We start from the raw sequence: 25,051 nt of genomic DNA, 5'->3' as shown, positions 1-25,051 counted from the left end.
ATTGTGGTTATTTTTTTATTGCGAGTTTTATGATGACAAAGCTTGCTCGGCATTATCACGCATAGTGCTGATCGCTTGTTGATAATCATCAGCATTAAAAATAGCTGAACCCGCTACAAAATAGCTAGCGCCAGCGGCTGTGATCTCAGCAATATTGTCAGTTTTCACTCCTCCATCGACACAAATATAACAATTAAGTTCCTTTTCATTAATTAATTGCTGTAGGCGTTTAATTTTATCAAGTGAATGCGGGATAAATTGTTGACCACCAAACCCAGGGTTAACCGACATAATTAAAACAAAGTCGAGCTCGTGTAAAACTTCATCTAACACAGATAATGGTGTACCTGGGTTAAGTACTAAACCGGCTTGAATACCGCGCTGCTTAATTAGCTGTAATGAACGGTGGACATGTTGGCTCGCCTCGGGATGAAAGCTAATCATATTAGCGCCGGCATCAGCAAATTGACTAATTAAATCGTCAACCGGCTCAACCATAAGGTGCACATCAATTGGCGCGGTAATGCCATAGTCGCGCAATGCGGTCAGAATGGCTGGGCCAAAGGTTAAATTAGGTACATAGTGATTATCCATTACATCAAAATGAATAACATCTGCGCCTGCGTCTAACACCGCTTTTACATCATCACCCAAGCGAGCGAGATCGGCAGACAAAATAGAAGGGGAAATTTGAATTTTAGGCATTGTCATCACTTGCACCATAAATGAGCACCAAGCACCAAAATAGCCCAGCGCGATAAACTGAATTAACTAACAACATTGTCTTTGGTTTTAATGCTCATGACAAGTTAAACATCGTAAACCCATGATAATTAAACAAAAAAAATAAAAGACACGATTTAATATAACTTATTGGCACATTGCCTGCTATGGCTCTTATGCTAATAAGCAATTTATAACTATTTGAATTTCATATTATTTATGGGGAGAAATAATGAAATTAACTAAAATCGCAGCTATCGTTGCAATCGCATCTGCAAGTTTTACATCAACTCACGCTGTAGCAGAACTTTCAGCTAACGTCGCGGCCACTTCAAACTACTTATGGCGTGGTATGGAGCAAACCGGTGGTGATGCAGCTATTTCAGGTGGTATTGACTACTCTCACGAGTCTGGTTTTTATGCTGGTACTTGGGCCTCAAATGCAACTTGGGGTATGGGTGAAGACTCAAATGGCAACCCTGTTGATGGCGAAATGGAAACTGAATTAGACTTGTATTTCGGCTACAGTGTAGGTGACCTAGACGTAGGTTTTGTATACTTTGCTTACCCAGACGCGAATGATGCGGCTATCGGTAACAATCCAGATTTCAGTGAGATTTATTTAAGTTATTCACTTGGTGATTTATCTTTAGGCTTCGCTGTGTTAGCTGACGCCGACGGTGCAGACTTTGGCGACTCTATTTACCTATCAGCTGATTACGCAGTTGAAGTGGGTAACGGTGCTGAATTAGCTTTTCATGCCGGTATGTACGACGGTGATTTCGTTGGCGAAGATTCACAAATCGATTTAGGTGTTTCTATCTCTAAAGATAGTTTCACATTTGGCGCATCTAAAATGGCATCTGATGACAATGGCATCGATGACGACTTAAAAGTTTACGTTTCTTACGCATTAGACTTCGAACTATAAAATAGCCTTATTGCAGTCTATACTGCAAACCTCTATTTTAAATAACGCTCACTCAGGTGGGCGTTTTTTTATACCCAAAAATCAATCCCTTATTCCTTCTTCGCCCCATTTTGGTGAGCGGCAGTCATTTGCCCTAAAAAAGTGTAAAAACTCTATATTGGTGAAGTAGATCACTTGAATTATCCCTTGATTAGCAATATGTTATAGGCGATTCAATTGTTAATTCGCAAGAAACAGCTTTGTAATAATTGCTTCATCAACTTAGTACACCTTGTACTAAGTAAATTGCTTAAATAAAAACAAGCGGTAATACGGAAAATTAACTTTCATATTCTAAGGTATGGGGAGAATAATGATGAAATTAACAAAAATTGCAGCCATCGTTGCTCTTGCATCAGCAGGTTTTACTTCAACTCAAGCTATGGCAGTAGAAGGCCTAAGCGCAAATGCAGCTGTAACTACTAACTACTTATGGCGTGGTCAAACACAATCTGACGACGGTTTCGCGATCCAAGGCGGATTAGACTATGCACACAAATCTGGCGGCTACGCTGGTGTTTGGATGTCTACTGTTGATTATGGTGACAAATTTGACTACGAATTTGATTGGTATGTAGGTTATGCTGGTGAAACAGCTGCGTTAACATACGATGTTGGTTATATTGAGTATGTTTATCTTGAAGGTTTTAGCAACGAAGATGGCTTAGACTTTAGTGAGCTGTACGGTTCAGTATCTTTCAAAGAATTGGAAGCATTAACTGTTGGTCTTGCTATTGGTGTTGACTCTGAAGGTGGAGCTGGTTTTGCTGACGATTATTATTTATCAGCTGACTATAGCTTCTCAATTCCAGCATCAGGCTTCTTTAAAGATGTTGAATATGCAGCTCACGTTGGCACTTACCAAAAAGATGCTGGTGGTAGTTGGAGCAATATCGGTGTTTCAGCTTCAAAACAAAACTTTACTTTAGGCCTTTCTAAAGCGACTAAAAATTCAGGTGATGACGGGTTCTTAGTTTACCTTTCATACGGTATGGATTTCGACCTTTCTGGTTTAGCTAAAAAATTCAAATAATTAACTTAGGTTAATATTGATAATAAATGCCTGCTTTATGCAGGCATTTTTGTATCTATTGCTTGTTACGCTATTGTTCTAAGATTACTCACCGAGTTCGAGTACCTTAATTCCAAAATTTTTCACGGTTGAATTGATAACCATTTGCTAAATTACAGGGTTAATTTTACATCGGCCAACCTTGCACTAGCCGAAATAAATTCGGCCCTACATTGGAATAGCTCTAGTATTTAAACTTGCGCACTTTCTACTTAGATAGTTAATAAAAACGAGCTCAGCGAGCCTTTGTTTTTGGCTCGGAGTTAATTAGCTTCACCCTGAGCGCGTAGTAGTCTAAGGGTTTATTTTAGTCAAAATACACTCTCATTTTCGAATTCGTTTTTAGACATCAGATAACTTATTAACCTCAACTCTGGTTAAGAATTGCGAAGATATTGATTTTTTATCATTAGTATCCGTTAATAAACAAGTTGTGTTACCCAACAATTGTTCTTTTTTATTTCTGGAGAGAAATTTGAGCCAAGAACAAGGCAAGTTTACGCGTCAATAGCTAGCCTATTGCAAGTAAACTTAACGCAGTAATTGGTTCAAATAGCCTCCAGAAACGAATTTATTATCCAGAGTTGAGGTTATTCTATGCAAAAGCAAAATAATGGCAGCGAGGACAATCAATTATGTGGCTACGTGCTGTTAAAGCGGTTTTATCGGCATTATTTGGTGTGCAATCAGATAAAAATAGACAAAGCGATTTTGCTAAAGGGTCTCTGCCTCATATTCTGATCATCGGTATTATGTGTATTGGCTTGCTAATAATCGCTCTAGTACTAGCGGTTAGCTTAGTACTCAATTAAATATTGGTGCATTGGCTTGTAGCGGATTTATACCTATTACTTTTTTCATTTAATTTTGAATAGTTGAAATCTTACTTGTAGAAGATCCTAGCTTGCTTAAAGTGCCTACTGAATAGCTGATATTAGACAATATCGCAGCTCTGCTGCTATTGTCGAAATAAATTTCGACCTACATGGATGTAGGAAATGCCGTAAAGCGTCTGGAACAGCGCACGGCGACCTACATGGATGTAGGAAATGCCGTAAAGCGTCTGGAACAGCGCACGGCGACCTACATGAATGTAGGAAATGCAGTTAAGCCTTATATAAGGCAAACACTTCTTTAACTGGCTTTCTGTCTTGACCTTTGCGGCTAATATAACGGCCCACTTGAAAATATCGACGGCGTGTTGCTGGCTTATATATTTTACGAGTTAATTTAGTATCGTGATTACTCACTAGCACACTAATTTGCCTATCGTCGCGACTGGTCGCGGCTAAATCACCTAAAATTTGTTGGTGCTCATCATTAAATGCACTCGCAGCATATCCGGTAAACGAAGGTGCTGGCTTGTTGGAAAGGCTAGCATAAGGCGGATCGCAGTATATAACACTATTATCCGGAGCTGCTTTAATTGCTTGCTGAAAATCGACACAACTAAAAACGGCTTGTTGCGCTTTTTCAGCAAAGGCATGCATTTCCCACTCAGGAAAATAAGGTTTCTTATAACGGCCAAAAGGCACGTTATATAAACCGGTACGGTTATAACGGCAGAGTCCATTATAGCCATGCCGGTTAAGGTAAATAAATAAGCTAGAACGCTCTAACTTATCTTGTGATTGATTAAACTCATCACGCAATTCATAGTAGCGTTGTTCAGAGTTGTGCTGGTTATCGGCAAATAATTTGGCACTTTCCTTGATCAAGATTTCCGGTTGACTTTGCAGCAATAAATAAAGATTAATTAAGTCTGGGTTAATATCATTGAGTTGATAACGCTCAAACTTATGTGAGTTGAGAAAGACAGCACCGGCCCCAACAAAAGGCTCTACTAAACATTCTGCTTGCGGCAGTAGCTTGTTTATTTTTTCAGCCAGTAAAAACTTTCCACCAGCCCATTTTAAGAAGGGTCTTATCTTGTTCAATCTAATTAGCAGCTGTTTGGTTGATTAAGGTTTCTCTGATAGCCGAAATTGGTTTTGGCCAAACTTTTGAGGCATCGATATTACTCGGTAAGTTTTTAATAGCAAGCTTAGCTTGCTTAATTGAGCCATATTCACCAAAAACAACTCCATAGCCGGTCAATGCATGATAAATTTTAACCTGTTTATGTAACTGATTAGCTTGTAAATAGTCATTAAGCACTTTTTGATTGCTTAATACCGCCAGCTGTAAAACATAATGTTTGGGGTTTGCTTGTTCAAACCATACATTATCAAAGTCTGAAGTTACACCAGCCTCAGCTTTTGCTGGAGCATTATTAGCAACAGGTAAATGCGATTTATCTGACGGCGACAGTTCGGGCTCTGTCGTTTGAGATGATATATCAGCTAACGAAGCAGTCGCGCTTGTTTCATTAGCTTGCTTAGTATTAACAGCTTGCGCTTTATTAGCTTTGGCATCATCTTTAAGCTCAGAAGACGCCTCAAGATCCTGTAATTTAGCTGACTGTTCGGTATGTTGACTAGGTTGCTGATTAGCAGCACCTTCTAGGTTTAGTACCTTCCGCGCAGAAGGTTGCGCTTCGGGCTCACGCTCCAGTGTGTAATCGGGTCGATTTTTCTTTAATTTATCTATATCTTGACTCAGTTTATTGTTAGCTTTTACTGCTAAGACGGTATTTTCAGATCCAGCTTCAAGCTCCGTAGGTGCATCTGTTACCTTAGGTTGATATAACCAGATACTTAAACCGATTGCTGACGCAACAATGAGCCCAGCCGCCGCGAATAGCCAATAAGAGAATGGTGAGCGCTTAGTCTCTTGCTGATATACATGAGCAAAACTCGGCTTTTCTTCTGTGATAGGGCCGTACAATTCACCAATTAGTAAAACGGAACACTTGGCGGCTTTAAACTTACGAATGATCTCTGAGGCTTTTTCTGGCACCACTTCAATAACAACGCGCACACGTCCGGCAAACAGTTGATGCAAAGCAATAAGTTCGCGGATCAGCTCACTAATAAAGCAATTTTTAACGATAAGCACATATTGATTAGTGCCATTATCGAACTGAGAAAAGGATTCAATTAAAGTTAAGTTAGGATCCATTAATGGGTTACGGAACCACTGCTTTATAATTTGCCCGCGCACATTTTGCATGGTGTCGTCTGCAGTCGACGTGATGTAACACAGGTTGAATTGTTCGCCAAACAAAGGCAAGTGACGTTGAATGGGGCTGCTAGATTCGGTGTATACTACAACCGAATTAGAATATTGAAGGTTATGCAATAGTCGCTCAGCATTACTATCTTGCATAACCTATCCTTCTTAATACTAAAGTCTAAGGCTACAATACCTTAGCGAGTTCTTCTTCAGTGACATCATCATATATTGCGCTTTGGCCTAACTCACTAGGTAAGATAAAACGCATGACGTTGTTTTCCACTTTTTTATCACGTTTCATATGTTTGACAAAGTCAGCCATAGACATACTTTCAGGTTGCGCAATTGGCAAATCATAGGCAGCAATGGCACTTTTAATCTCGTCAAACTCTTGCTGGTTCAGATAACCACGGTTAAGTGAAACTTCAGCCGCGATAACCATACCCGCGCCAACGGCTTCACCATGTAACCATTGCCCATATCCCAACTCGGCTTCTATGGCGTGACCAAAGGTATGGCCAAGATTTAACAAGGCTCGAACGCCTTTTTCAGTCTCGTCTTGAGCAACCACATCGGCTTTAATTTGACAACATTTCTGCAAGATGTACTTAGTTTCATCTTCAGCTAAGCTCTGGATTGCTTGGCGATTAGCAATTAAATATTGCCAGAATGGTTTGTCGCAAATCAGTCCGTACTTAAGTACTTCCGCTGCACCGGCAGCAAACTCGCGTTTTGGTAAGGTTTTCAAGGTATCTGTATCAATTAACACAGCAACCGGCTGCTTAAATGCGCCGATCATATTTTTACCCAGCGCATGATTGACCGCCGTTTTACCGCCTACCGATGAATCGACTTGCGATAACAGTGTGGTTGGCACTTGCACAAAAGGCACACCGCGCTGATAACAGGCTGAAACAAAACCAACTAGATCGCCAATCACACCGCCACCTAAGGCAACAAGAGTGGTATCACGACCATAGTTATTTTCTAACAGAAAAGCGTTAACTTTTTCAAAGTACTCTAGCGTTTTGTACTGCTCACCATCAGGTAAAACAAAGTAATTAGTATCAAAATCGCTTAAACTGGCTAATACAGTGTCTAAGTATAAGGGTTGAACGGTTTCATTAGTGACAACCACTACCCTTTTGGTGGGAATGGCATTGGCAAACTCTTGTTTGTTTGCCAATAAACCAGAACCTATACGAATAGGGTAGCTACGAGCCCCCAATTCAACATTTAATTGTGTAATGCTCATAGCTACAAAATGAATTTAGAATCCTAAACGGTCAATAATTTCCTTGGCTACCACTTTTGCACTTTGCTCGTCTGTCTTAACAACGAGATCTGCAACTTCTTCGTATAGTGGATTGCGTACTTGTGCCAAATCAATTAATACTTGGCGTGGATCCTTAGTTTGTAATAACGGACGCTTTTTATCTTTCTGCGTACGCGCAACTTGTTTATCGATTGTTGTTTCAAGGTACACAACAAACCCACGAGCTGACAAACGGTTTCTAACTTCTTTGCTAATTACCGAGCCACCACCAGTGGCTAATACAATGCCTTGCTGCTCGGTCAATTCAAAGATGACTTTTTCTTCACGTCTGCGAAAGCCCTCTTCACCTTCGACATCAAACACCCAAGCGATATCCGCGCCGGTTCTGCGTTCAATTTCTGAATCAGAGTCTACAAATTCTAAGTGAAGTTCTTGAGCAAGTTGTCTACCAATTGTGCTCTTACCGGCCCCCATAGGGCCAACGAGGAAAATATTACGTTTCTCGGCCATTGTAATCTATCTATACCAACAGTTAGTTTAAGTTGCTCCGGGTGAATTTCGTCTTTAAAAAAAGAGCCGCGATTATCTCAGCTCTTTAGTAGCAATTGCAAGTACAACTGTGGTTTTATAATGCTTCAGTGACGACTCTAGGCGTTACAAAGATTAAAAGTTCCTTTTTCTCGGTAAAATCTGAGGTGTTTTTAAACAAACGTCCTAAATATGGGATATCCCCCAATAGTGGAACCTTGCTTTCCGAGTTAACAATCGATTGTTGGTATATACCACCTAACACTATGGTTTCACCATTGTCGACTAAAACCTGAGTGCCAATTTCTTGGGTGTCTATAGCCACCGCAGAACCTGTTGCGGTTTGAACGGTATCACCACGTGAGTCTTGGGTAATAATTAAATCCAAGATAATTTTATTGTCAGGCGTAATTTGCGGAGTCACTTCTAAACTGAGTACAGCTTTTTTGAAAGTTACCGCAGTTGCCCCACTTGAAGCCGCTTGCACAAATGGAATTTCAGTTCCCTGCTCAATATAGGCTGTTTTTTGGTTAGCAGTGGTAATACGTGGGCTGGCGATCACCTCACCTTTGTTTTCACGCTCTAATGCTGATAACTCAAGATCAAGAATAGTCCCATCCGTTAAGCGCGCGACATGAAAGGCAATAGAGCCAGTTGGCGCTGCAACCGGTAAATTAACATTTAACCTGTCATTTAAACTTGGGATAGCACCACCGCCTAATTGCTCGGCACCGTTTAATGAGCCAGATATTCCATCGCTGCCTTGCTGATCGGAAATACCCCAACGGATCCCCATTTCATCCGTTATGTTATCTTTAACTGTCACAATACGTGATTCGATCATCACTTGCTTAACTGGAATATCAAGGATCGCCACTAAACGCTTAATGTTATTGATGCTTTCCGTTGTATCACGCAATAATAAAGTATTTGTTCGTTCGTCCACTGACAAACTGCCGCGCTCTGACAGCATCGCGCTTTTACCTTTTAATAAACTAGCTATTTCAAGCGCTTTAGCATAGTTAACCTGTAAGTACTCTGTGTACAGTGGCGCTAGCTCTGCTACTTGCTTTTTGGCTTGTAATTCACGCGCCTCACGAGCAGCAATTTCATCACCTGGGGCGACAAGCAAAATATTACCTTCCATTCGCTTATCTAAGCCTTTGATCTTTAAAATAATATCAAGCGCTTGGTCCCAAGGCACGCCGTCTAAGCGCAATGTAATATTACCTGCCACTGAATCACTAGTAACTAGGTTAAAGCCGTTGTAATCCGCAATAATCTGTAAAACCGTTCTAACAGGAATATCTTGGAAGTTTAACGATATTGGATCACCTTCAAATTGCTCTGAGCCAATGATACCGCCTTCCATTTTGTCTTCGGTGACTTCAATGGTGAATATATTTTCTAATTGCTGGTATTGGTATTTAAATGGGCGGTTAGTGGTAATTTCAATGCGGGTTAATGCACCATCTTTAAAGGTTTCTAAACTATCGACAACGGTACCGAAGTCCGTAACGTCCATCTTATAAAGTAAATCGGGGAGAATATCCGTATTATGGAAGTCGATAATGACTTTCTCATTCTTTTCAATAACATCGACTGCCGCCATGTTATCTTCTAAAAAGACCAGAACGCGACCACTGTCTTGCATACCGTGGCGAAAATCCATGGCTTGAATTTTGTTTAAATACTCTACCGTGTCTTTAGATGTTGTTTTTTCAAATGACGCGTTATCAGAAACATGAACAAAGTAACGTTCCCCCTCAAGGCGGGTCTGATAAACTTTTAAGGCATCAAGTAGTATCTTAATGCGCACGGTTTCATCTTCAAATGACGTCTTTATATTTTCTACGCCAGCAATATTGACTGGCACTTCAGTTAAATAACTCTCAAAGTCGGCATTTTTTATTTCTACTTCAATACGTGCAGGATTACTAAATACTTGAACTTTAGGCTCGGCTTCTAGTTCTTGGTCGAACACGAATTCAAGCTCAGTCTCACCTGCCACCACTGGGTTGTAGCGAATCTCATATAATACTGACAACGCATACGCCTGCAACGGCAGTAAGGCCAATCCGCAAACCGCTACACACTTAATTAACGCTGTTCTGACAGACGTTATCCAATTTATCATTTTATTTAGCTTCCTAAATCAGTATCGTCCGCCATGGCAAGATTGGCACCGCGAACTTCCCAGCAACCTGTACCATCTGGGATCATTTCTTCTAATTCTATTTTTTCAGTCGTGACTGCAACTATCCGCCCGTGATACAAGCCCATATAACTTCCGGGGCGAACACGAAATAAAGCGCCGTCGGCCGCTTCGATTAAGCCCCACAGTGCACCATCTGTACCTAGTGTGCCACGCATGCGTAAATTATCTAACGGGTATTTTTCTAATGGTTGTTTATTACGAGCAAAATTAGGCTGTAAACAATCTCGTGACTGCTCCATTTGCTCTTGAATTAATTCAGGTTCAGGTTCAACAAATGGACTACGTAAACCACTAACTGAATATTCAAAACTTTCAAATGCCTCAACCTTAGGTATGGGTTCAATACTGGTTCGCGCAGAATTTTTTACTTGTTGCGTAAACTCTTGAATGTCCGCCATATCGTCACCACAGGCGCTCAACAACCCTATTGTAGTCAATAAGACAGAGAGTTTCTTTATCATTTTTTACCCTCTGACTCTTGTTCGACATTTTCTTTATAACGATAAGTTTTGGCCAGCAAGTTTAGCTGCAGCGTTTCACCTTTTTGTACTTTAATATTAAAGTCATGCAATGTGACGATCCGTGGTAAAGCGGCCACTCGCCCCAAAAACTCGCCAAACTCATGATAACCACCAATAACTTCTAATCTTAGCGGTAATTCAGTATAAAACTTTTGCTCTAATTCATTTTCCCAATTAATCTTGGTAAAGGTTAAACCGCTAGTGGTACCAACAAAACTGACATCATCCAGTAATCCCGGCGTTTCATGCTCTGTAGGAAGGCGCTTAAGTAGCTGGGCGAATTCAAGTTCCATTTCATCTAACTGAGCTTTGTAGGCATCTGCGTTAACCGCAACATGGTACTTACTTGAAAACTCTTGGCGCAAACTCACTTCTTGCTTTTGCGCATTATCATAAGCTTCTATTTGATCACTAATAAATAACTGGTAGTAACCAACAGCAGTAACAATAGCCAATACCACAGCGAAAATAATCTTAATCGGCAGCGGTAAACTACCGAGATCATTGGCATCAATTTCTAAATTATTTAAATCACTGAGATCTAAGTTTTTCCAATCGATATTTTTTAAGTCCATTAGCTACCTCCTTTTTTGTCAGTAGCTTGTGCACCCGCAGTTTGGTTAACGGGTTTGACTTTCATCGACATTTGAAAATCACTCAGAATACGCGGTTCGACTTGCGCGGCAACAATAGAGTTTAATATGGGATCGCCCAATAACCATGACGATTCAATTTTGCGCAGCATGTTCGACAAACGGTTATTCGATTCGCTTTTGCCTTTTACCGTTACCGAGGCATCACGTTTTTCCAATTCAGTCAGATAAATACCTGGTGGCACCACCTTAACTAATTCATCAAGGATCTGCGCACCCAAATTTCGGTTCCGTTGCAGGTCAGCAATCAAGCCCATACGCTTTTCTAAATCGGCTCGCTTAGCTTTTAATTCTTTTATTTCTTCAATTTTGGTATTCAGCACGGCAATTTCATTGCGAATATACTGGTTACGTTTGTTTTGTTGTTCAATTTGACCAGAATAAAATGAGCTAATCAGCATGCCAATCACAATAACAATCACGGCTGTTACGGCTAACACGGCAACAAATTGCTTCTGCTTGAGCTCTCTTGCTTCTTCTCGCCAAGGTAGCAGGTTTATATGTGGCATGGATTAAAACTCCTTAAAGCCAAACCTGCCGCAATCATATAAGCACTTGCGCCTTGTTCTAATGTTGTGCTGTCGATTTTGCCTGAAATATCCATACCAGCAAACGGGTTTGCAACCACAACATGCACACCTAACTCATCTTCAATTACTTGCTTCATACCTTCAAGCATGGCCGTACCACCAGACAGTACCAAATAGTCTAGCTTGTTATTACCGCTTGAGGTTAAAAACATTTGAATGGCTCGCCGTATTTGCTGAATAACCGATGTTTGAAACGGAGCCAACACTTCAAAAGTGTAGTTAGGCGGTAAATCGCCATTTTTCTTAGCCAGCTCAGCTTCATCAAAACTTTTATTATAGTAATTAACAATGTTTTTCGTATATTGTTCGCCACCAAAATTTTGGTCTCGAGTATATATGGCTTCACCATCTTCTAACACTGTCATTAGGGTCATGTTTGCCCCCATATCAACAATGCCGACCAGCTTATTGGCCGCATCATCTGGCAATTGCGCATAAATTAAATCAGCAGAACGAGACAAGGCATAAGACTCAACATCAATCACCTTAGCCGTGAACCCTGCAGCCTCAATTGCCGCCACACGAGCTTGGACACTATCATTACGGGCTGCACTCAATAACACATTCACTTTAGACGGGTCAGCTTCATTGACTTCAAGCCGCTCAAAATCTAAGCTAACCTCTTCTAATGGATAGGGGATAAGTGAGTCTGCTTCAACTTCAATCTGACTTTCCATTTCATCTTCAGTCAGATTAACATCCATATAAATGGTTTTAGTTATAACTGTTGAACCAGACACAGCAGCAGCCGCTAATTTAATATTTTTAGGAAAGTGTTTACGTAACTTGCCTATTGCTTTCCCTAAGGCTTCAATATCTTGAATTTCTCTTTCATTGATAATGCCTTTGGGAATGGGTTCTTGTACGGCTTGGATCAAACGCACAGTTTCACCGTCCTGTTCAAGCAAGACTGCTTTAACAGCATAAGAACCTATATCTATGCCAACCATAGTGGTGTTACTTTGGCTAAAAAACGAAGAAAGCATGTTGTCGCTCGATCGGAATTATTATTTTTTAATGATTCTATTCAATTTAGACACCAGTGTGACAAAATACACCTCTGGGTATATTAACCCTAGCATGGACTATAGCGAGTATTAAATTTTTGTTCCACATTTTTTAATCTAGAGTGAACGAGTGAAGAGATTTTTTAAAGTAATCCTGTACTTAGGCTTGTTTGGCGTTGTTTCAGGTGTCGCCACTGTCGCAGGTATTTATTATTACATCAAGGATGAATTGCCATCGGTTGAAGTGCTGCAAGATGTTCGTTTGCAAACACCTATGCGGGTTTACACATCCGATGGTAAGTTAATCTCGCAATTTGGTGAGAAAAAGCGCATCCCTATTACATTACAGCAAACGCCTGATCATTTTATCAAAGCTTTACTGGCCGCTGAAGACTCGCGCTTTTATGAACATCCTGGAGTCGACTTTGTCGGCTTAGTTCGTTCAGCTGTTGCTGTCGTCGCTGCCGGAGGTCGTCGCACACAAGGCGCTAGTACATTAACTATGCAGCTAGCCCGTAACTTTTTCTTAACCCGTGAAAAAACCTATATTCGTAAAATCAAAGAGATCTTTATCGCTTTTCATATTGAGAGCCTATTAAGTAAAGACGAAATTTTAACCCTGTATTTAAATAAAAATGAATTAGGTAATCGAGCATTTGGTTTTGGTGCAGTTGCCGAGGTGTTATACGGCAAAACCATTGAGCAAGTGACAATACCAGAGTCAGCAATGATGGTCGGCTTGTTAAAAGCCCCTTCCAAGTACAACCCATTACGTCGCCCAATTTTAGCTAAACAGCGTCGCGATACGGTTTTATGGCGCATGAAAGAAGAAAAGTATTTAAGCGAGTCTGAATATCAAGCTGCTATCAATACGCCTTTAACGGCAAAATTTCATGGTGCGCAAATCGAAGTCGACGCGCCTTATATAGCTGAAATGGTACGCCAGCATATGGTACAAACCTATGGTGACGAAGCCTATACGGGCGGTTATCAAGTTTATACGACTATTTCATCTCGCTCTCAACAAGCCGCCCAGCACGCTCTCAGGCTAAATACACACGCTTACGATGAAAGACACGGCTATCGTTATGACGAAATTGAACAACTATGGCAACCATTAGAGCCAAAACAGTCTTTAACTGATGATAAACCTGCCATCAATAGTGAAACAATCAATGAAGCTAATGAACAAACACTGACAACTCAAGCTGTAGAATCAGATGTTGCAGAAGAAGACCCCACTTGGAGTCATGATGAGCTCCAAAACAAACTAAAAACCTTACCTGAGTTTGGCTTAATTAAAAATGCGGTTGTCATGAGTATTGATACAGAAAACGACAGCTTTACTTTTATCGACCAAGATAAACAAATAAGCCAAGTCAGTTGGCACGATGCTAAATGGGCGCGCCCTTATATCAGCGATACCATGCAAGGCAAAGAGCCAAACTCAATACAAGATGTGGTGCAAGTTGGGCAATTAATTAAAGTTCGCCGCAATCAAAACAATGATGGTTGGCGCTTGGCACAATTACCTGATGTTGCCGCGGCATTAGTCTCGTTAGATCCAGATAATGGCGCTGTTCGCGCATTAATTGGTGGTTATGATTTCCGTATGAGTGAGTACAACCGTGTCACGCAGGCTAAACGACAAGTTGGCTCGAATATCAAACCTTTTATTTATTCAGCAGCCCTAGAAAATGGTTTTACATTAGCCAGCATTATTAATGATGCGCCAATTAATCAATGGGATCGCAGTCAAGGCATTACTTGGCGTCCGAAAAACTCGCCACCTGTCTATGATGGCCCGATTCGCATGCGTCGTGCCTTAGCTGAATCTAAAAACGTCGTTTCGGTTCGCTTATTACGCAGTGTCGGCATAAACAAAGTCGTCGAACAACTCGCTAAATTTGGCTTTGATCCGAATGATATCCCGCGCGCCGAATCTATTGCCTTGGGCTCTGCTTCATTTACGCCATTAGAAGTCGCAACGGCCTATACCACATTTGCCAATGGCGGCCATCTTGTCACGCCGTATGTGATTGAAACCATTAACAATGAAGCAGGCGATACCATTTGGCAAGCCAACCCACCTTTAGCCTGCTTAGCTTGCCGATTAGAAGCCGAAGAACAAGCTGCGTTTGAACGCCAATTGGCAGCAGAACTGAGTGTTGAATTAAATGATGAACTAGGTGGTGAGTTAAACAATGAATTGGCTAATGAGTCACCCGACAATCAATACGCTAGTTTAGGCCAAGAAGTCCCCGAATATTTACAAGCCAAGCAAGTGATTAGTGAGCAAAACGCATTCTTAATTGCCGAAGCGATGAAAAGTACGATATGGGGCGGTGGTAGTTGGCGGCATAAAACCGGCTGGAATGGCACCGCTTGGCGCGCTCAAAAATTAAAACGGCGTGATATAGGCGGTAAAACCGGTACCACTAATGATGCTAAAGACGCATGGTTTAGCGGCTTTACCCCACAAGAGGTTATCACCAGTTGGGTCGGGTTTGATGATCACACTCGAGTGTTAGGCAAAACCAAATACAACAATAACTTAGGCAAAGATCAAATATTTGGTACTGAATTTGGTGCTAAAACCGCTTTACCCGCTTGGATCGACTACGCGCAAGTGGCTTTAGACGGCGTGCCTAAATCAGCGAAGCAAGCGCCTGCCAACATCATCACGGTTAGGATCGATCAAGAAACCGGTAAACTATCATCAAAAACGGATCATTCATCGCGCTTTGAGTACTTTATTGAAGGCACTGAACCGCATGAGTTTATTGATAACTCACCTTCCCCTGATGTGCTAACCGCTGAACTAGACGGTGAAGTTAGCGAAGCGGTTGAAGAAGGTATTTTCTAAGAACTTACGGTTTTCAATCTATCAAATAAAAAAAGGCGGTTAACTTATAGTCAAAGCTATCAGGTTTTAGGGGAAGCCGTCAAAGCTACCGCGTCCTGCTCACGCCCCTTACCTGCATCTATGCAGGCAAGCTTCGAGACCCCATAAGCATATGCTCTATTATGTGATTGGGGTGAGTAAGCGCTGACAATGAACCATAAAACCTGATCGCTTTGACTATATCAAATAAAAAAGGCGGTTAACTTAGTAAGTTAACCGCCTTTTTTTAAATCAGCTCTAACACCCAATTTATATCTGTTTCATAAAAACTTTCGATTTACGTTGAAAGTTATACATCTGCTGCTTACCTTCTGGTAAACGGCTAATCGGTTGTTCAACAAATCCTTGCTCAATAAACCAATGGGCAGATACCGTGGTTAAGACAAATATTGACTCTAATCCTTGTTTTTTCGCTTCGGCTTCCATCGAGTCCAATAAACGCTGCCCTCGATTACCACCACGATATTCAGGATGGATCACCACACAAGCCACTTCTCCAGTTTTCGCTTCAGGGTATGGATATAAAGCTGCGCAGGCGATAATCACATCTTCCTTTTTAATCACGGTAAACTGTGAAATTTCATTTTCCAGTAATTCGCGAGAACGTTTAACTAAAGTGCCATTTTCTTCAAGCGGTGCAATTAAATCGAGAATACCACCAACATCATCAATCGACGCGACACTGATCCGCTCACGATAATCTTTCGATACCATGGTACCGGCACCATCACGGGTAAACAGCTCTTGTAATAATGCCGTTTCGCTGGAAAAGCTAACACTGTGACAACGTTCAACACCCGCTTTACTGCAATTTAAAATAGCACGTAATAGCACACGTTGTGGGTGTGGCGTATCTTGATTAAGCAAACGATGCACAGTATTTAAATCACAACTACGGATCAACTCGCCAGCGGAATCAATTAAGCCATTAAATTCAGAAAAGGTGATCAGTTTATCGGCTTTTAACGCATTGGCGGTTTGTGTAGCTACATCTTCCAACGATAAGTTAAACACCTCACCGGTCGATGAGTAACCTAATGTCGAGATAAGTACAATGGATTCATCCTTAAGTTGCCTAGAAATGCCCTCACTATCAACTCGTCTTACTTCCCCCGTGTGTTTGTAATCAACACCATTTAACACGCCAATAGGTTTAGCAATAACAAAGTTGCCGCTACTGACCCGTATTTGCGCACCATGCATGGGCGAGTTGATTAACCCCATGGTTAATAAAGACTCGATATGAATACGCAACGAGCCTGTGGCATCTATCACCGCCGATAATGACTCTGTATCCGTGATGCGAATATTGTGTTCAATCTTTTGCTCTAGGCCGCGCTGCTCGAGTCGAGCATCAATTTGCGGTCTAGCACCATGAATTAACACTAGCTTAACGCCAAGGCTACGCAGTAAGGCAATATCGTGAATGATGTTAGAAAAATTAGGGTGTTGCACCGCTTCACCACCAAACATCATCACAAAGGTCTTACCCCTGTGGGCATTGATATAAGGTGCGGCATTTCTAAACCATTTAACGTAGTTTTGGTCGGCGTTTTCCATCATGATTTGCAAGCTTTATTAAAACTGAGTATGACAACTGAATTAGTCGTCGATAGATATAAATAGGGCGATATAAAAACATCGCCCTTATAACATTACTGAAATAGAGTGTGCAGGTCTAGCAATAAGCCTTAGCTACCTACATTGTACTCCATTGCGATCTCATCTTCTGGATCTTTACCTGGGCTTTGCTCGCTGTCTTCAATGATATTCTCAGCCAGTGAATCTTTATCAATCTTAGCAAAACCAAGTTTAGTGAAATAGTCTGGCTCGTAGGTTAATACAATCACTTTTTGTAGTTCAATTGAGTGAGCAAATTCCAGTAAATATTGCACCATAGCGCGACCTTGGCCTTTATTATGGAAATCTTGGTCAACCACAATTGAACGAATTTCTGCTAAGCCCGTTTGGTAGATATATAACGACGCACTACCAACCACTTGACCATCCACTTCAGCCACGACAAAGTTTTGAATATCATGGATTATATTGTCGCGTGAACGGTGTAAGATCTCGCCTTTATCAGCCCAGAAGTTAACAAGCGTAAAAATACGATCAACATCAGACATGCGCGCACGACGTACAGAAAGTGCGGCGGCTCGTTGCGCATTCAAGCGTTGCTTAACTTGCTTTAATGCAGTTTGAATTTGTTGTTTACCCGGTGCGCCAATGACATTAGCGCTTAACGTGCCGTTTTCACCCTGCACATTTTCTAAGGCTTTTTGCACTTGCACACGTGACGTACCACCTAGGGCTTCACGCTTATCTAAACAAGATTCGATTGATAAATACTGATATACATCGTTTTCGATCTTATCGCTGAACTCTTGTAACTGCGCTAATGTGAAGTCTTCTAGGGCGTGACCAGCATCAATCGCTGCTAATACCGCTTCACCAACAATATGGTGCGCTTCACGGAATGGAATATCTTTACCCACAAGGTAGTCAGCTAACTCAGTCGCATTCGAGTAACCTTGCTGAGCAGCCGCCAGTGTACGAGAGCGATTCACTTTTAAGCCATCGGCCACTAATACCGCCATTTGCATGACTTCTAACCATGTATCTAGTGCATCGAATAAGCCTTCTTTATCTTCTTGCATATCTTTGTTGTATGCTAAAGGTAAGGCTTTCATTGTGACTAACATACCAGATAATGAGCCGACAACACGACCCGCTTTACCACGAATTAACTCACAGGCATCTGGGTTTTTCTTTTGTGGCATCAATGATGAACCTGAGCTCACTAAGTCGCTCATTTCCACAAAGCCAGCTTCACCCGAGTTGTAGAAGATTAAGTCTTCAGCGAAACGCGACATATGCATCATGCTGATACTAGCGGTTGATAATAACTCGATTACGTGGTCACGATCCGAAACCGCATCTAAGCTGTTTAATGTCGCACAGCGGAAACCTAGGTTTTGTGCTAAGTTTTCACGATCGATTGGGTAAGCTGTACCCGCTAATGCACCTGAGCCTAATGGCGAAGTATCGGCACGGTATAAAGCGTCTTTTAAACGACCGATATCACGGTTGAACATTTCAACGTAAGCTAAACACCAGTGACCAAATGTCACAGGTTGTGCGCGTTGTAAGTGAGTGTAGCCTGGTAAAACTGTGTCTTTTTCACGCTCGGCTAACTCAGTCATGGCTTGTTGTAAGTTAACTAATGCCAGCAATAACTCGCCGCCAGTCTCTTTACACCAAAGTTTCAGGTCAGTTGCCACTTGGTCATTACGACTACGACCTGTGTGTAACTTTTTACCTAAATCGCCGGTTGCTTCAATTAATTTACCTTCAACCCAGCTGTGAATATCTTCAGCGTCTGAAGTTAAAATTTGTTTTGGATCTTGCTCAACCGAGTCTTTTAATTCGTTAAGCGCTTTATGCAGATCTTGTAATTCTTGCTGGCTTAATACACCAACCTGACTTAAGGCTTCAGCCCACGCCATAGAACCAACAATATCTTGCACGGCCATACGGTAATCTACCGGCAGTGAATCATTAAATTTCTTAAACTGTGCGCTTGCCGCTTCTTTAAAACGACCACCCCATAATGCCATGTTAGATCTCCTCGCATAAAAGGTAATGCTGGGCTTATCGGCTTTGATAAACCCTTAAATTTGGTTGAGCTTATTGCTTTTCTCACTCGACAATCAAGCTACAAAGCAAAGCAATAAACTCAGTTGAATAAATGGTAAAAAATCCTCTAGAGCAAACGCGCTAGAGGATTTAAGTTATTTAACCCGAAACAAATAGGCTAAATAGCCTGCAAAGTCGCCGCAAGCGACGACCTACAAATTATTTGCTTGCTTTGTTCAAAGCACCGATCCGGCTTGAAAGACTGAATAAACGAATAAAGCCTTCTGCGTCTTTTTGGTTGTAAACTTCGTCTTCACCGAAAGTTGAGAACTCTTCGTTATACAAGCTGTTTGGTGAACGACGTTGGATAACAGTACAGTTACCTTTGTATAAACGTACGACGATATCACCTGTGATTTCTTCAGCGAATGAAGCAGCAGCCGCTAATAAAGACTTAGATAGTGGCGTGAACCAACGGCCGTCATAAATCACGTGAGAGAATTCAAGACCAACTTGCTCACGGAACTTAAGTGAGTTTTTATCTAATACCATACACTCAAGCGCTTTATAGGCTTTCATTAATACAGTACCGCCTGGAGTTTCATAACAACCACGCGACTTCATGCCCACTAAACGGTTTTCTACGATGTCGATACGACCTACACCATGCGCTGCCGCTTTTTCGTTTAAGTAAACTAGAGACTCATGCGCCGATAACTTTTGACCATCAACGGCAACTAACTCACCTTTATCGAAACTTAATTCGATGGTAGCTGACTCGTCCGGAGCATCCATAGGATCAACCGTCATGGTCCAGATGCCTTTAGACGGCTCGTTCCATGGATCTTCAATTTCACCACCTTCGTGTGAAATGTGCCATGCGTTAGCATCACGGCTGTAAATCTTAGTTAATGAAGCAGAACAAGGAATGTTACGCTCTGCTAAGTAGTTAAGTAAGTCTTCACGAGAACGCATGTCCCACTCACGCCATGGCGCAATCACTTTTAATTGTGGCGCTAGCGCAGCGAAACAAGATTCGAAACGAACTTGGTCGTTACCTTTACCTGTACAACCGTGACAAACTGCATCAGCACCTACTTTAAGCGCAACTTCAACGTGCGCCTTAGCGATAACTGGGCGAGCCATTGACGTACCTAATAGGTATTCACCTTCATATACCGCACCCGTCTTAACGATTGGGAAGATATAGTCTTTAACAAATTCTTCTTTAAGATCAACAACGTGACATTCGCTAGCGCCTGAAGCGATGGCTTTTTCAACAATGCCTTCTAACTCGTCTTCGCCTTGACCAACATCAGCACAGAAAGCCACAACTTCACAACCATTGTAGTTTTCTTTTAACCAAGGAATGATAGCCGAAGTATCTAAACCACCTGAGTAGGCGAGTACAACCTTTTTGATATCTGACATGAAATTACTCTCTTTGTAGGTCGGGTTTTAACCCGACATTACCTTTTACATTATCGGGCAACAATTGCCCGACCTACAAGGATGTAGGAAATGCCGAAAATGTATGGAACAATTTTTCGGCGACCTACAATAAATACAATTATTTTAGCAGTGTCATTAACACGGCGTTTTGCGCATGCATACGATTTTCCGCTTGCGCCATTAAGATAGATTGCTCACTATCAACCACTTCATCAGTCACTTCAATACCGCGGTAAACCGGCTGACAGTGCATAAAGAATTTAGCACCTAAGTCACTCATTAACTTACCTGTAGTCTGATATGGCGCAAAAATTTGCTTGATGTCGTCAATCGACTTGCTGTCACCCATGGAGATCCAAGTATCATTATAAATCGCATCGACCCCTTTAGCCGCCGCAACATCATTACTGATAATAATTTCACCACCGTTTTTAGCGGCTAATTGCTGAGCAAGCTGAACAATTTGCGCGTCTGGACTATAGCCAACTGGTGTAACAGATACCACTTTCAAACCTAAAATAGCGCCAGCCAGCATGAGAGAATGAGTGACATTATTGCCATCACCAATATAAGCCAACGAGGCGCCTTCTAAACTATTACCTCGCGCTTCATACAAAGCTTGGTAATCGGCAATCGCCTGACATGGGTGATATAAATCACATAGCGAATTAACAACCGGCACGCTCGCAAATTCAGCTAACTCAGTTAAGGTATTGTGACTAAATACACGCGCAACAATACAATCAACCCAGCAAGATAAATTCAAGGCAAAATCTTTAACAGACTCACGCTTACCTAAGGCACCATTTTGTTGGTCAAGATAAACTGAGTGGCCACCCATTTTGGCAATACCCACATCAAAACTGACTCGGGTACGCAAAGATGGCTTTTCATAAATAGTGGCGACTGATTTACCCGCTAATGCTTGCGAATATTTACCCGGATTCTGCTTATGATCCGCTGCCAATTTAACTAAATCTAAAATCTGCTCTTTGCTTAGATCTTTAGTTGATAAAAAGTTTTCCATTTCGCTACCTGTTTTGACGAGCCAAAGCCTTTGGCTATTCAGCTACAACTGTGGTGCCGCAATCTTTGCTAGCTAACCACTGTGAAATAAGTTTGGGTTCACGCCAGTTTAAAATACCAATTGGCGCTTGTAGGGTTTTAGCCGTAGTTAATGCCGTATTAACTTTAACCACCATGCCATCAGTGATAACACCTTCAGCGATCAATTGATCGGCAACATCACGCGTCATGGTTGGGATAACTTGTTTATCACCATCCAAAATACCATCAACGTCTGATAACAAAACCAACTGGCCATTTAAAATCTTGGCGATGGCTTCTGCCGCTTGGTCGGCATTAACATTAAGTAATTGCCCGTCAGCAGTTGCGCCAATTGAACTCACTAGAGGTAAGTAACCACCCGCTAACAAATGCTGGATAAGACCAGCTGAACCTTGCGCGACCTCACCAACGCACCCTAAGTCAGGATCATTGACCTGACATTGAATATCAGCACCATCCGCTAAACAAACACCTACCGGCTTAGCACCCACTTCGATACCCACAGCCACCATTTGCTTGTTAGCTGTCCCCGCTAAACCACCAACCACGTAGGGCATGTGTTCAGTTGGGGTAATACGTAAACCGTCTTTCTTTTCGCTTTTGTGACCTAAATCAGCCAAGAGCTTTTGCACCAAAGCACCGCCGCCATGGACCACAACCACTGGCTGACTTTGACTAATTTGATCTAATTCTTTTAAAAAAGCGCGTAAACAGTCGGCGTTTTCTAATAACGCACCGCCGACTTTAATCACTAAGGTTTTTACTGCTGAGGTCATTAAATAAGACCTTTGCTTGATGCATAACCAAAACGTAAATTAGCACACTGCATGGCTTGGCCTGCGGCACCTTTTAATAGGTTATCGATAGCCGATACAACCACTAAGTAACCAGTTTGCGGGTCAAGCTGCCAATGAAGATCAACAAAAGGTGTACCTTCAACATCAGCAATTGATGGCCAGCTTTGACGTAAACGCACAATCGACTTACCTTCATATGCGCTCGCATAGGCTGCGTTTACTTGATTTTCACTAATGCCTTCACGTAATTTCAAGGTAATAGTCGCTAAAATACCACGCTTAAAGTTACCTAAATGCGGCGTAAAAATAACCGGATGGTCTAAATGTTCAGCAATTTCAGGCTGGTGTCTGTGACCTAATACGCCGTAAGGGTTTAAGCTAACTTCACAATAGCTAGACGTTAAGCTAGCACGACGGCCTGCCCCCGATACACCACTGGTTGCATTGATAATAGGCAGTACATTTGAATCAATAAGATCCGCTTCTTGTAACGGCTTAAGTGCTGACAAAGACGCTGTAGGGTAACAACCTGGTACTGCAACAATATCGGCCTTACGAATGGCTTCGTGGTTCCACTCAGCTAAACCATATACAGCTTGCTGTAATAACTCTGGGTATTTGTGGTCGAAACCATAGTATTTTTTGATTACATTTAAATCAGATAAACGATAAGCACCTGATAAATCAAAAACAACTGCACCGTGATGACGTGCTTGTGCTACCCATTCAACACTCGCTGCATGTGGTGTACATAAAAACACCGCATCACACTCAGACACAATTTTGCCAATTTGACTTTCGGCAATTGGGATCAAAGTGCGATCAATCTGATAAGCAAACTGGCCGTGAATAGAAGAGAACGGCTTGTATGCGTCTGCGCTATTTTCTGATACGTACAGACCCGCAATTTGAAACTGTGGATGTTTATGAACTAATGCAGCTAATTCTGCACCTGTATAACCACTTGCACCAACAATCGAAACTCTAATCATCTTCTGCTTCAATCCTTATTTTGACCCAATTTTACAACTTAACTACCTTAGCTAAGTAAATGGCCGACTATTTTGAAAAACCGCATATTCTAGCAGCGCAAAATAAAAAAGCGATGAATATTTGGCCAATTAAAAATATGAGTATTAAAAACGACAAAAGGAAAGCCTTTACGGGCTTTCCTCCACTTTTGTTAGTCTAGATCTAAATGAATTTTTATTCAATAAAAATGAATAAAAATTTAAATTAAATGCATTTTTATCTCTAAACTAATGAATCTAGCGCTTGCTTCACATCTTCAACAAGCTCATCGCCATCTTCAATACCAACCGAGAAACGCATCAAGGTTTGGCTAATACCTGCCTTTGCTTGCGCTTCGGCATCCATAGCAGCATGGGTCATAGTGGATGGATGACAAACTAAGCTTTCTGTACCGCCTAACGATTCAGCTAATGAAAAGTGCTCTAACGCATCAATAAATTGCGTAACTTGCTCTACACCACCTTTAAGTTCAAAACTTAACATGGCGCCAAAACCATGCTGTTGTTCTTTGGCAATTTCATGCCCTGGATGGCTTGGTAAACTTGGGTGATACACAGTATCAACTGCGGCATGACCATCTAATAATGCCACCAGTTTATTGGCATTTTCTTGATGCTGACGCATACGAGGCACTAATGTACGCACACCACGCAAGGTTAAATAGCTGTCAAATGCACCGCCAGTAATTCCGATACAGTTTGCCCACCAAGCTAGTTCTTCACCTAACTCTTTGGTTTTGGTAATTAATGCCCCAGAAACCACATCTGAATGACCATTGATATATTTAGTTGCTGAATGCACAACAATATCGGCACCTAAAGTTAATGGTTGTTGACACACTGGCGTTAAGAAAGTGTTATCAACGGCAACTAATGCGCCTTGTGCTTTAGCTTGAGCACAGATTTTTTTAAGATCAACAATGCGTAATAAAGGGTTACTTGGCGTTTCAACCCAAATTAATTTTGGCTTAGCGGCAATCGCGGCATCTAACTCAGCTTGGTTAGTCATGTTGATAACTTTTAATTTAAAGTTACCTTTGTCCGCTAAATTAACGAATAAGCGATAACTACCACCATAGCAGTCATGCGGTACCACTAATAGATCGTCAGGGCTAAGTAATTGCAAAGCAAGGTTGATCGCAGCCGTACCCGTAGCGGTAACAATTCCATGCTCGCCTTGCTCAAGCTCTGCTAAGGTTTCCGCTAAAATATCGCGAGTCGGGTTACCACAGCGGCTATAATCGTATGGGCCTTTTTTATCAAAGCCAGCGAAGGCGTAAGTCGAAGACAAATAAATGGGCGGCACAACCGCAGCGTAATTTTTATCGCTTTCAATACCACCGCGTACCGCGATAGTTGCTAGAGTTTTCTTGCTCATGGGATCCTACTAGGAGTTTTCAGACGTCTATACGGCCAGAATTTAGCCTTTGCAGCCAACGGAGTCAAACCGATTTAGGTATATATGCCATTAAAATAGGCAAAACGAC

At 41.7% G+C, this 25,051-nt stretch carries 21 protein-coding genes; 4 read left to right on the top strand and 17 right to left on the bottom strand.

The window, feature by feature from the left end:
* Window positions 1-27 precede the first annotated feature (27 nt).
* Window positions 28-705 carry a ribulose-phosphate 3-epimerase gene (gene rpe, locus C2869_RS08685; protein ID WP_108605015.1) on the bottom strand — a complete coding sequence of 226 codons (678 nt, stop codon included), beginning with the start codon at window positions 703-705 and terminating at the stop codon, window positions 28-30.
* 247 nt (window positions 706-952) lie between these two features.
* Here rpe and C2869_RS08680 point away from each other — a divergent pair, with 247 nt between their 5' ends.
* The 3 genes from C2869_RS08680 to C2869_RS08670 all read left to right on the top strand — a co-directional run bounded on the left by C2869_RS08680 (window position 953) and on the right by C2869_RS08670 (window position 3,577).
* The gene (locus C2869_RS08680; RefSeq protein WP_108602561.1) at window positions 953-1,654 is read left to right on the top strand and encodes a TorF family putative porin; all 702 of its coding nucleotides are present in this window, start codon (window positions 953-955) and stop codon (window positions 1,652-1,654) included.
* A 352-nt stretch (window positions 1,655-2,006) separates the two neighbouring features.
* Window positions 2,007-2,726, top strand: a complete 720-nt coding sequence (locus tag C2869_RS08675) for a TorF family putative porin (RefSeq protein WP_228710802.1) — start codon at window positions 2,007-2,009, stop codon at window positions 2,724-2,726.
* Window positions 2,727-3,400: 674 nt separating this feature from the next.
* Complete coding sequence (locus C2869_RS08670) at window positions 3,401-3,577, top strand: DUF2970 domain-containing protein (protein WP_108602559.1); 177 nt, start codon at window positions 3,401-3,403, stop codon at window positions 3,575-3,577.
* Between the two features lie 294 nt (window positions 3,578-3,871).
* Here C2869_RS08670 and C2869_RS08665 read toward each other — a convergent pair whose 3' ends face one another.
* The 9 genes from C2869_RS08665 to C2869_RS08625 all read right to left on the bottom strand — a co-directional run bounded on the left by C2869_RS08665 (window position 3,872) and on the right by C2869_RS08625 (window position 12,651).
* Entirely contained in the window at window positions 3,872-4,702 is an 831-nt protein-coding gene (locus tag C2869_RS08665; protein ID WP_108602558.1) for a Dam family site-specific DNA-(adenine-N6)-methyltransferase, read from the bottom strand.
* Between the two features lies 1 nt (window position 4,703).
* A complete protein-coding gene (locus C2869_RS08660) occupies window positions 4,704-6,032 on the bottom strand; it encodes an SPOR domain-containing protein (protein ID WP_108602557.1) in 1,329 nt (442 codons plus the stop codon).
* A 31-nt stretch (window positions 6,033-6,063) separates the two neighbouring features.
* Window positions 6,064-7,128 carry a 3-dehydroquinate synthase gene (gene aroB / locus C2869_RS08655; RefSeq protein WP_108605014.1) on the bottom strand — a complete coding sequence of 355 codons (1,065 nt, stop codon included), beginning with the start codon at window positions 7,126-7,128 and terminating at the stop codon, window positions 6,064-6,066.
* A gap of 21 nt (window positions 7,129-7,149) precedes the next feature.
* Complete coding sequence (aroK, locus tag C2869_RS08650; protein WP_108602556.1) at window positions 7,150-7,665, bottom strand: shikimate kinase AroK; 516 nt, start codon at window positions 7,663-7,665, stop codon at window positions 7,150-7,152.
* Window positions 7,666-7,780: 115 nt separating this feature from the next.
* A complete protein-coding gene (locus tag C2869_RS08645; RefSeq protein WP_108602555.1) occupies window positions 7,781-9,820 on the bottom strand; it encodes a type IV pilus secretin PilQ in 2,040 nt (679 codons plus the stop codon).
* Between the two features lie 5 nt (window positions 9,821-9,825).
* Complete coding sequence (locus tag C2869_RS08640) at window positions 9,826-10,362, bottom strand: pilus assembly protein PilP (RefSeq protein WP_108602554.1); 537 nt, start codon at window positions 10,360-10,362, stop codon at window positions 9,826-9,828.
* Window positions 10,359-10,997 carry a type IV pilus inner membrane component PilO gene (locus C2869_RS08635; RefSeq protein WP_108602553.1) on the bottom strand — a complete coding sequence of 213 codons (639 nt, stop codon included), beginning with the start codon at window positions 10,995-10,997 and terminating at the stop codon, window positions 10,359-10,361. Before C2869_RS08635 ends, C2869_RS08640 begins: the two co-directional genes overlap by 4 nt.
* Complete coding sequence (locus C2869_RS08630) at window positions 10,997-11,584, bottom strand: PilN domain-containing protein (protein WP_108602552.1); 588 nt, start codon at window positions 11,582-11,584, stop codon at window positions 10,997-10,999. The genes C2869_RS08635 and C2869_RS08630 overlap by 1 nt, the downstream gene beginning before the upstream one ends.
* Entirely contained in the window at window positions 11,572-12,651 is a 1,080-nt protein-coding gene (locus tag C2869_RS08625) for a pilus assembly protein PilM (RefSeq protein ID WP_108602551.1), read from the bottom strand. Before C2869_RS08625 ends, C2869_RS08630 begins: the two co-directional genes overlap by 13 nt.
* A gap of 151 nt (window positions 12,652-12,802) precedes the next feature.
* Here C2869_RS08625 and C2869_RS08620 point away from each other — a divergent pair, with 151 nt between their 5' ends.
* Window positions 12,803-15,538: a penicillin-binding protein 1A gene (locus C2869_RS08620; RefSeq protein WP_228710801.1), complete on the top strand. Its 2,736-nt coding sequence runs from the start codon at window positions 12,803-12,805 to the stop codon at window positions 15,536-15,538.
* A 288-nt stretch (window positions 15,539-15,826) separates the two neighbouring features.
* Here the strand turns inward: C2869_RS08620 and argA are convergent, their stop codons facing one another.
* From argA to metB, 7 genes are all read right to left on the bottom strand, one after another.
* A complete protein-coding gene (argA, locus tag C2869_RS08615; RefSeq protein ID WP_108602550.1) occupies window positions 15,827-17,137 on the bottom strand; it encodes an amino-acid N-acetyltransferase in 1,311 nt (436 codons plus the stop codon).
* Window positions 17,138-17,268: 131 nt separating this feature from the next.
* On the bottom strand, window positions 17,269-19,197 hold the full coding sequence (gene argH / locus C2869_RS08610; protein ID WP_108602549.1) for an argininosuccinate lyase: 1,929 nt from the start codon (window positions 19,195-19,197) through the stop codon (window positions 17,269-17,271).
* A gap of 238 nt (window positions 19,198-19,435) precedes the next feature.
* A complete protein-coding gene (locus tag C2869_RS08605) occupies window positions 19,436-20,647 on the bottom strand; it encodes an argininosuccinate synthase (RefSeq protein ID WP_108602548.1) in 1,212 nt (403 codons plus the stop codon).
* 139 nt (window positions 20,648-20,786) lie between these two features.
* Window positions 20,787-21,695 carry an ornithine carbamoyltransferase gene (locus C2869_RS08600; RefSeq protein WP_108602547.1) on the bottom strand — a complete coding sequence of 303 codons (909 nt, stop codon included), beginning with the start codon at window positions 21,693-21,695 and terminating at the stop codon, window positions 20,787-20,789.
* Window positions 21,696-21,729: 34 nt separating this feature from the next.
* A complete protein-coding gene (argB, locus tag C2869_RS08595) occupies window positions 21,730-22,512 on the bottom strand; it encodes an acetylglutamate kinase (protein WP_108602546.1) in 783 nt (260 codons plus the stop codon).
* On the bottom strand, window positions 22,512-23,525 hold the full coding sequence (gene argC, locus C2869_RS08590) for an N-acetyl-gamma-glutamyl-phosphate reductase (protein WP_108602545.1): 1,014 nt from the start codon (window positions 23,523-23,525) through the stop codon (window positions 22,512-22,514). The genes argB and argC overlap by 1 nt, the downstream gene beginning before the upstream one ends.
* A 262-nt stretch (window positions 23,526-23,787) precedes the next feature.
* On the bottom strand, window positions 23,788-24,942 hold the full coding sequence (gene metB / locus C2869_RS08585) for a cystathionine gamma-synthase (RefSeq protein WP_108602544.1): 1,155 nt from the start codon (window positions 24,940-24,942) through the stop codon (window positions 23,788-23,790).
* Window positions 24,943-25,051 lie beyond the last annotated feature (109 nt).

Origin of the sequence: Saccharobesus litoralis (genome assembly GCF_003063625.1) — a bacterium.
Classification (GTDB): domain Bacteria; phylum Pseudomonadota; class Gammaproteobacteria; order Enterobacterales; family Alteromonadaceae; genus Saccharobesus; species Saccharobesus litoralis.
Note: the sequence above shows the minus strand (reverse complement) of the source record. Positions and strands in the feature narration are given on the sequence as shown.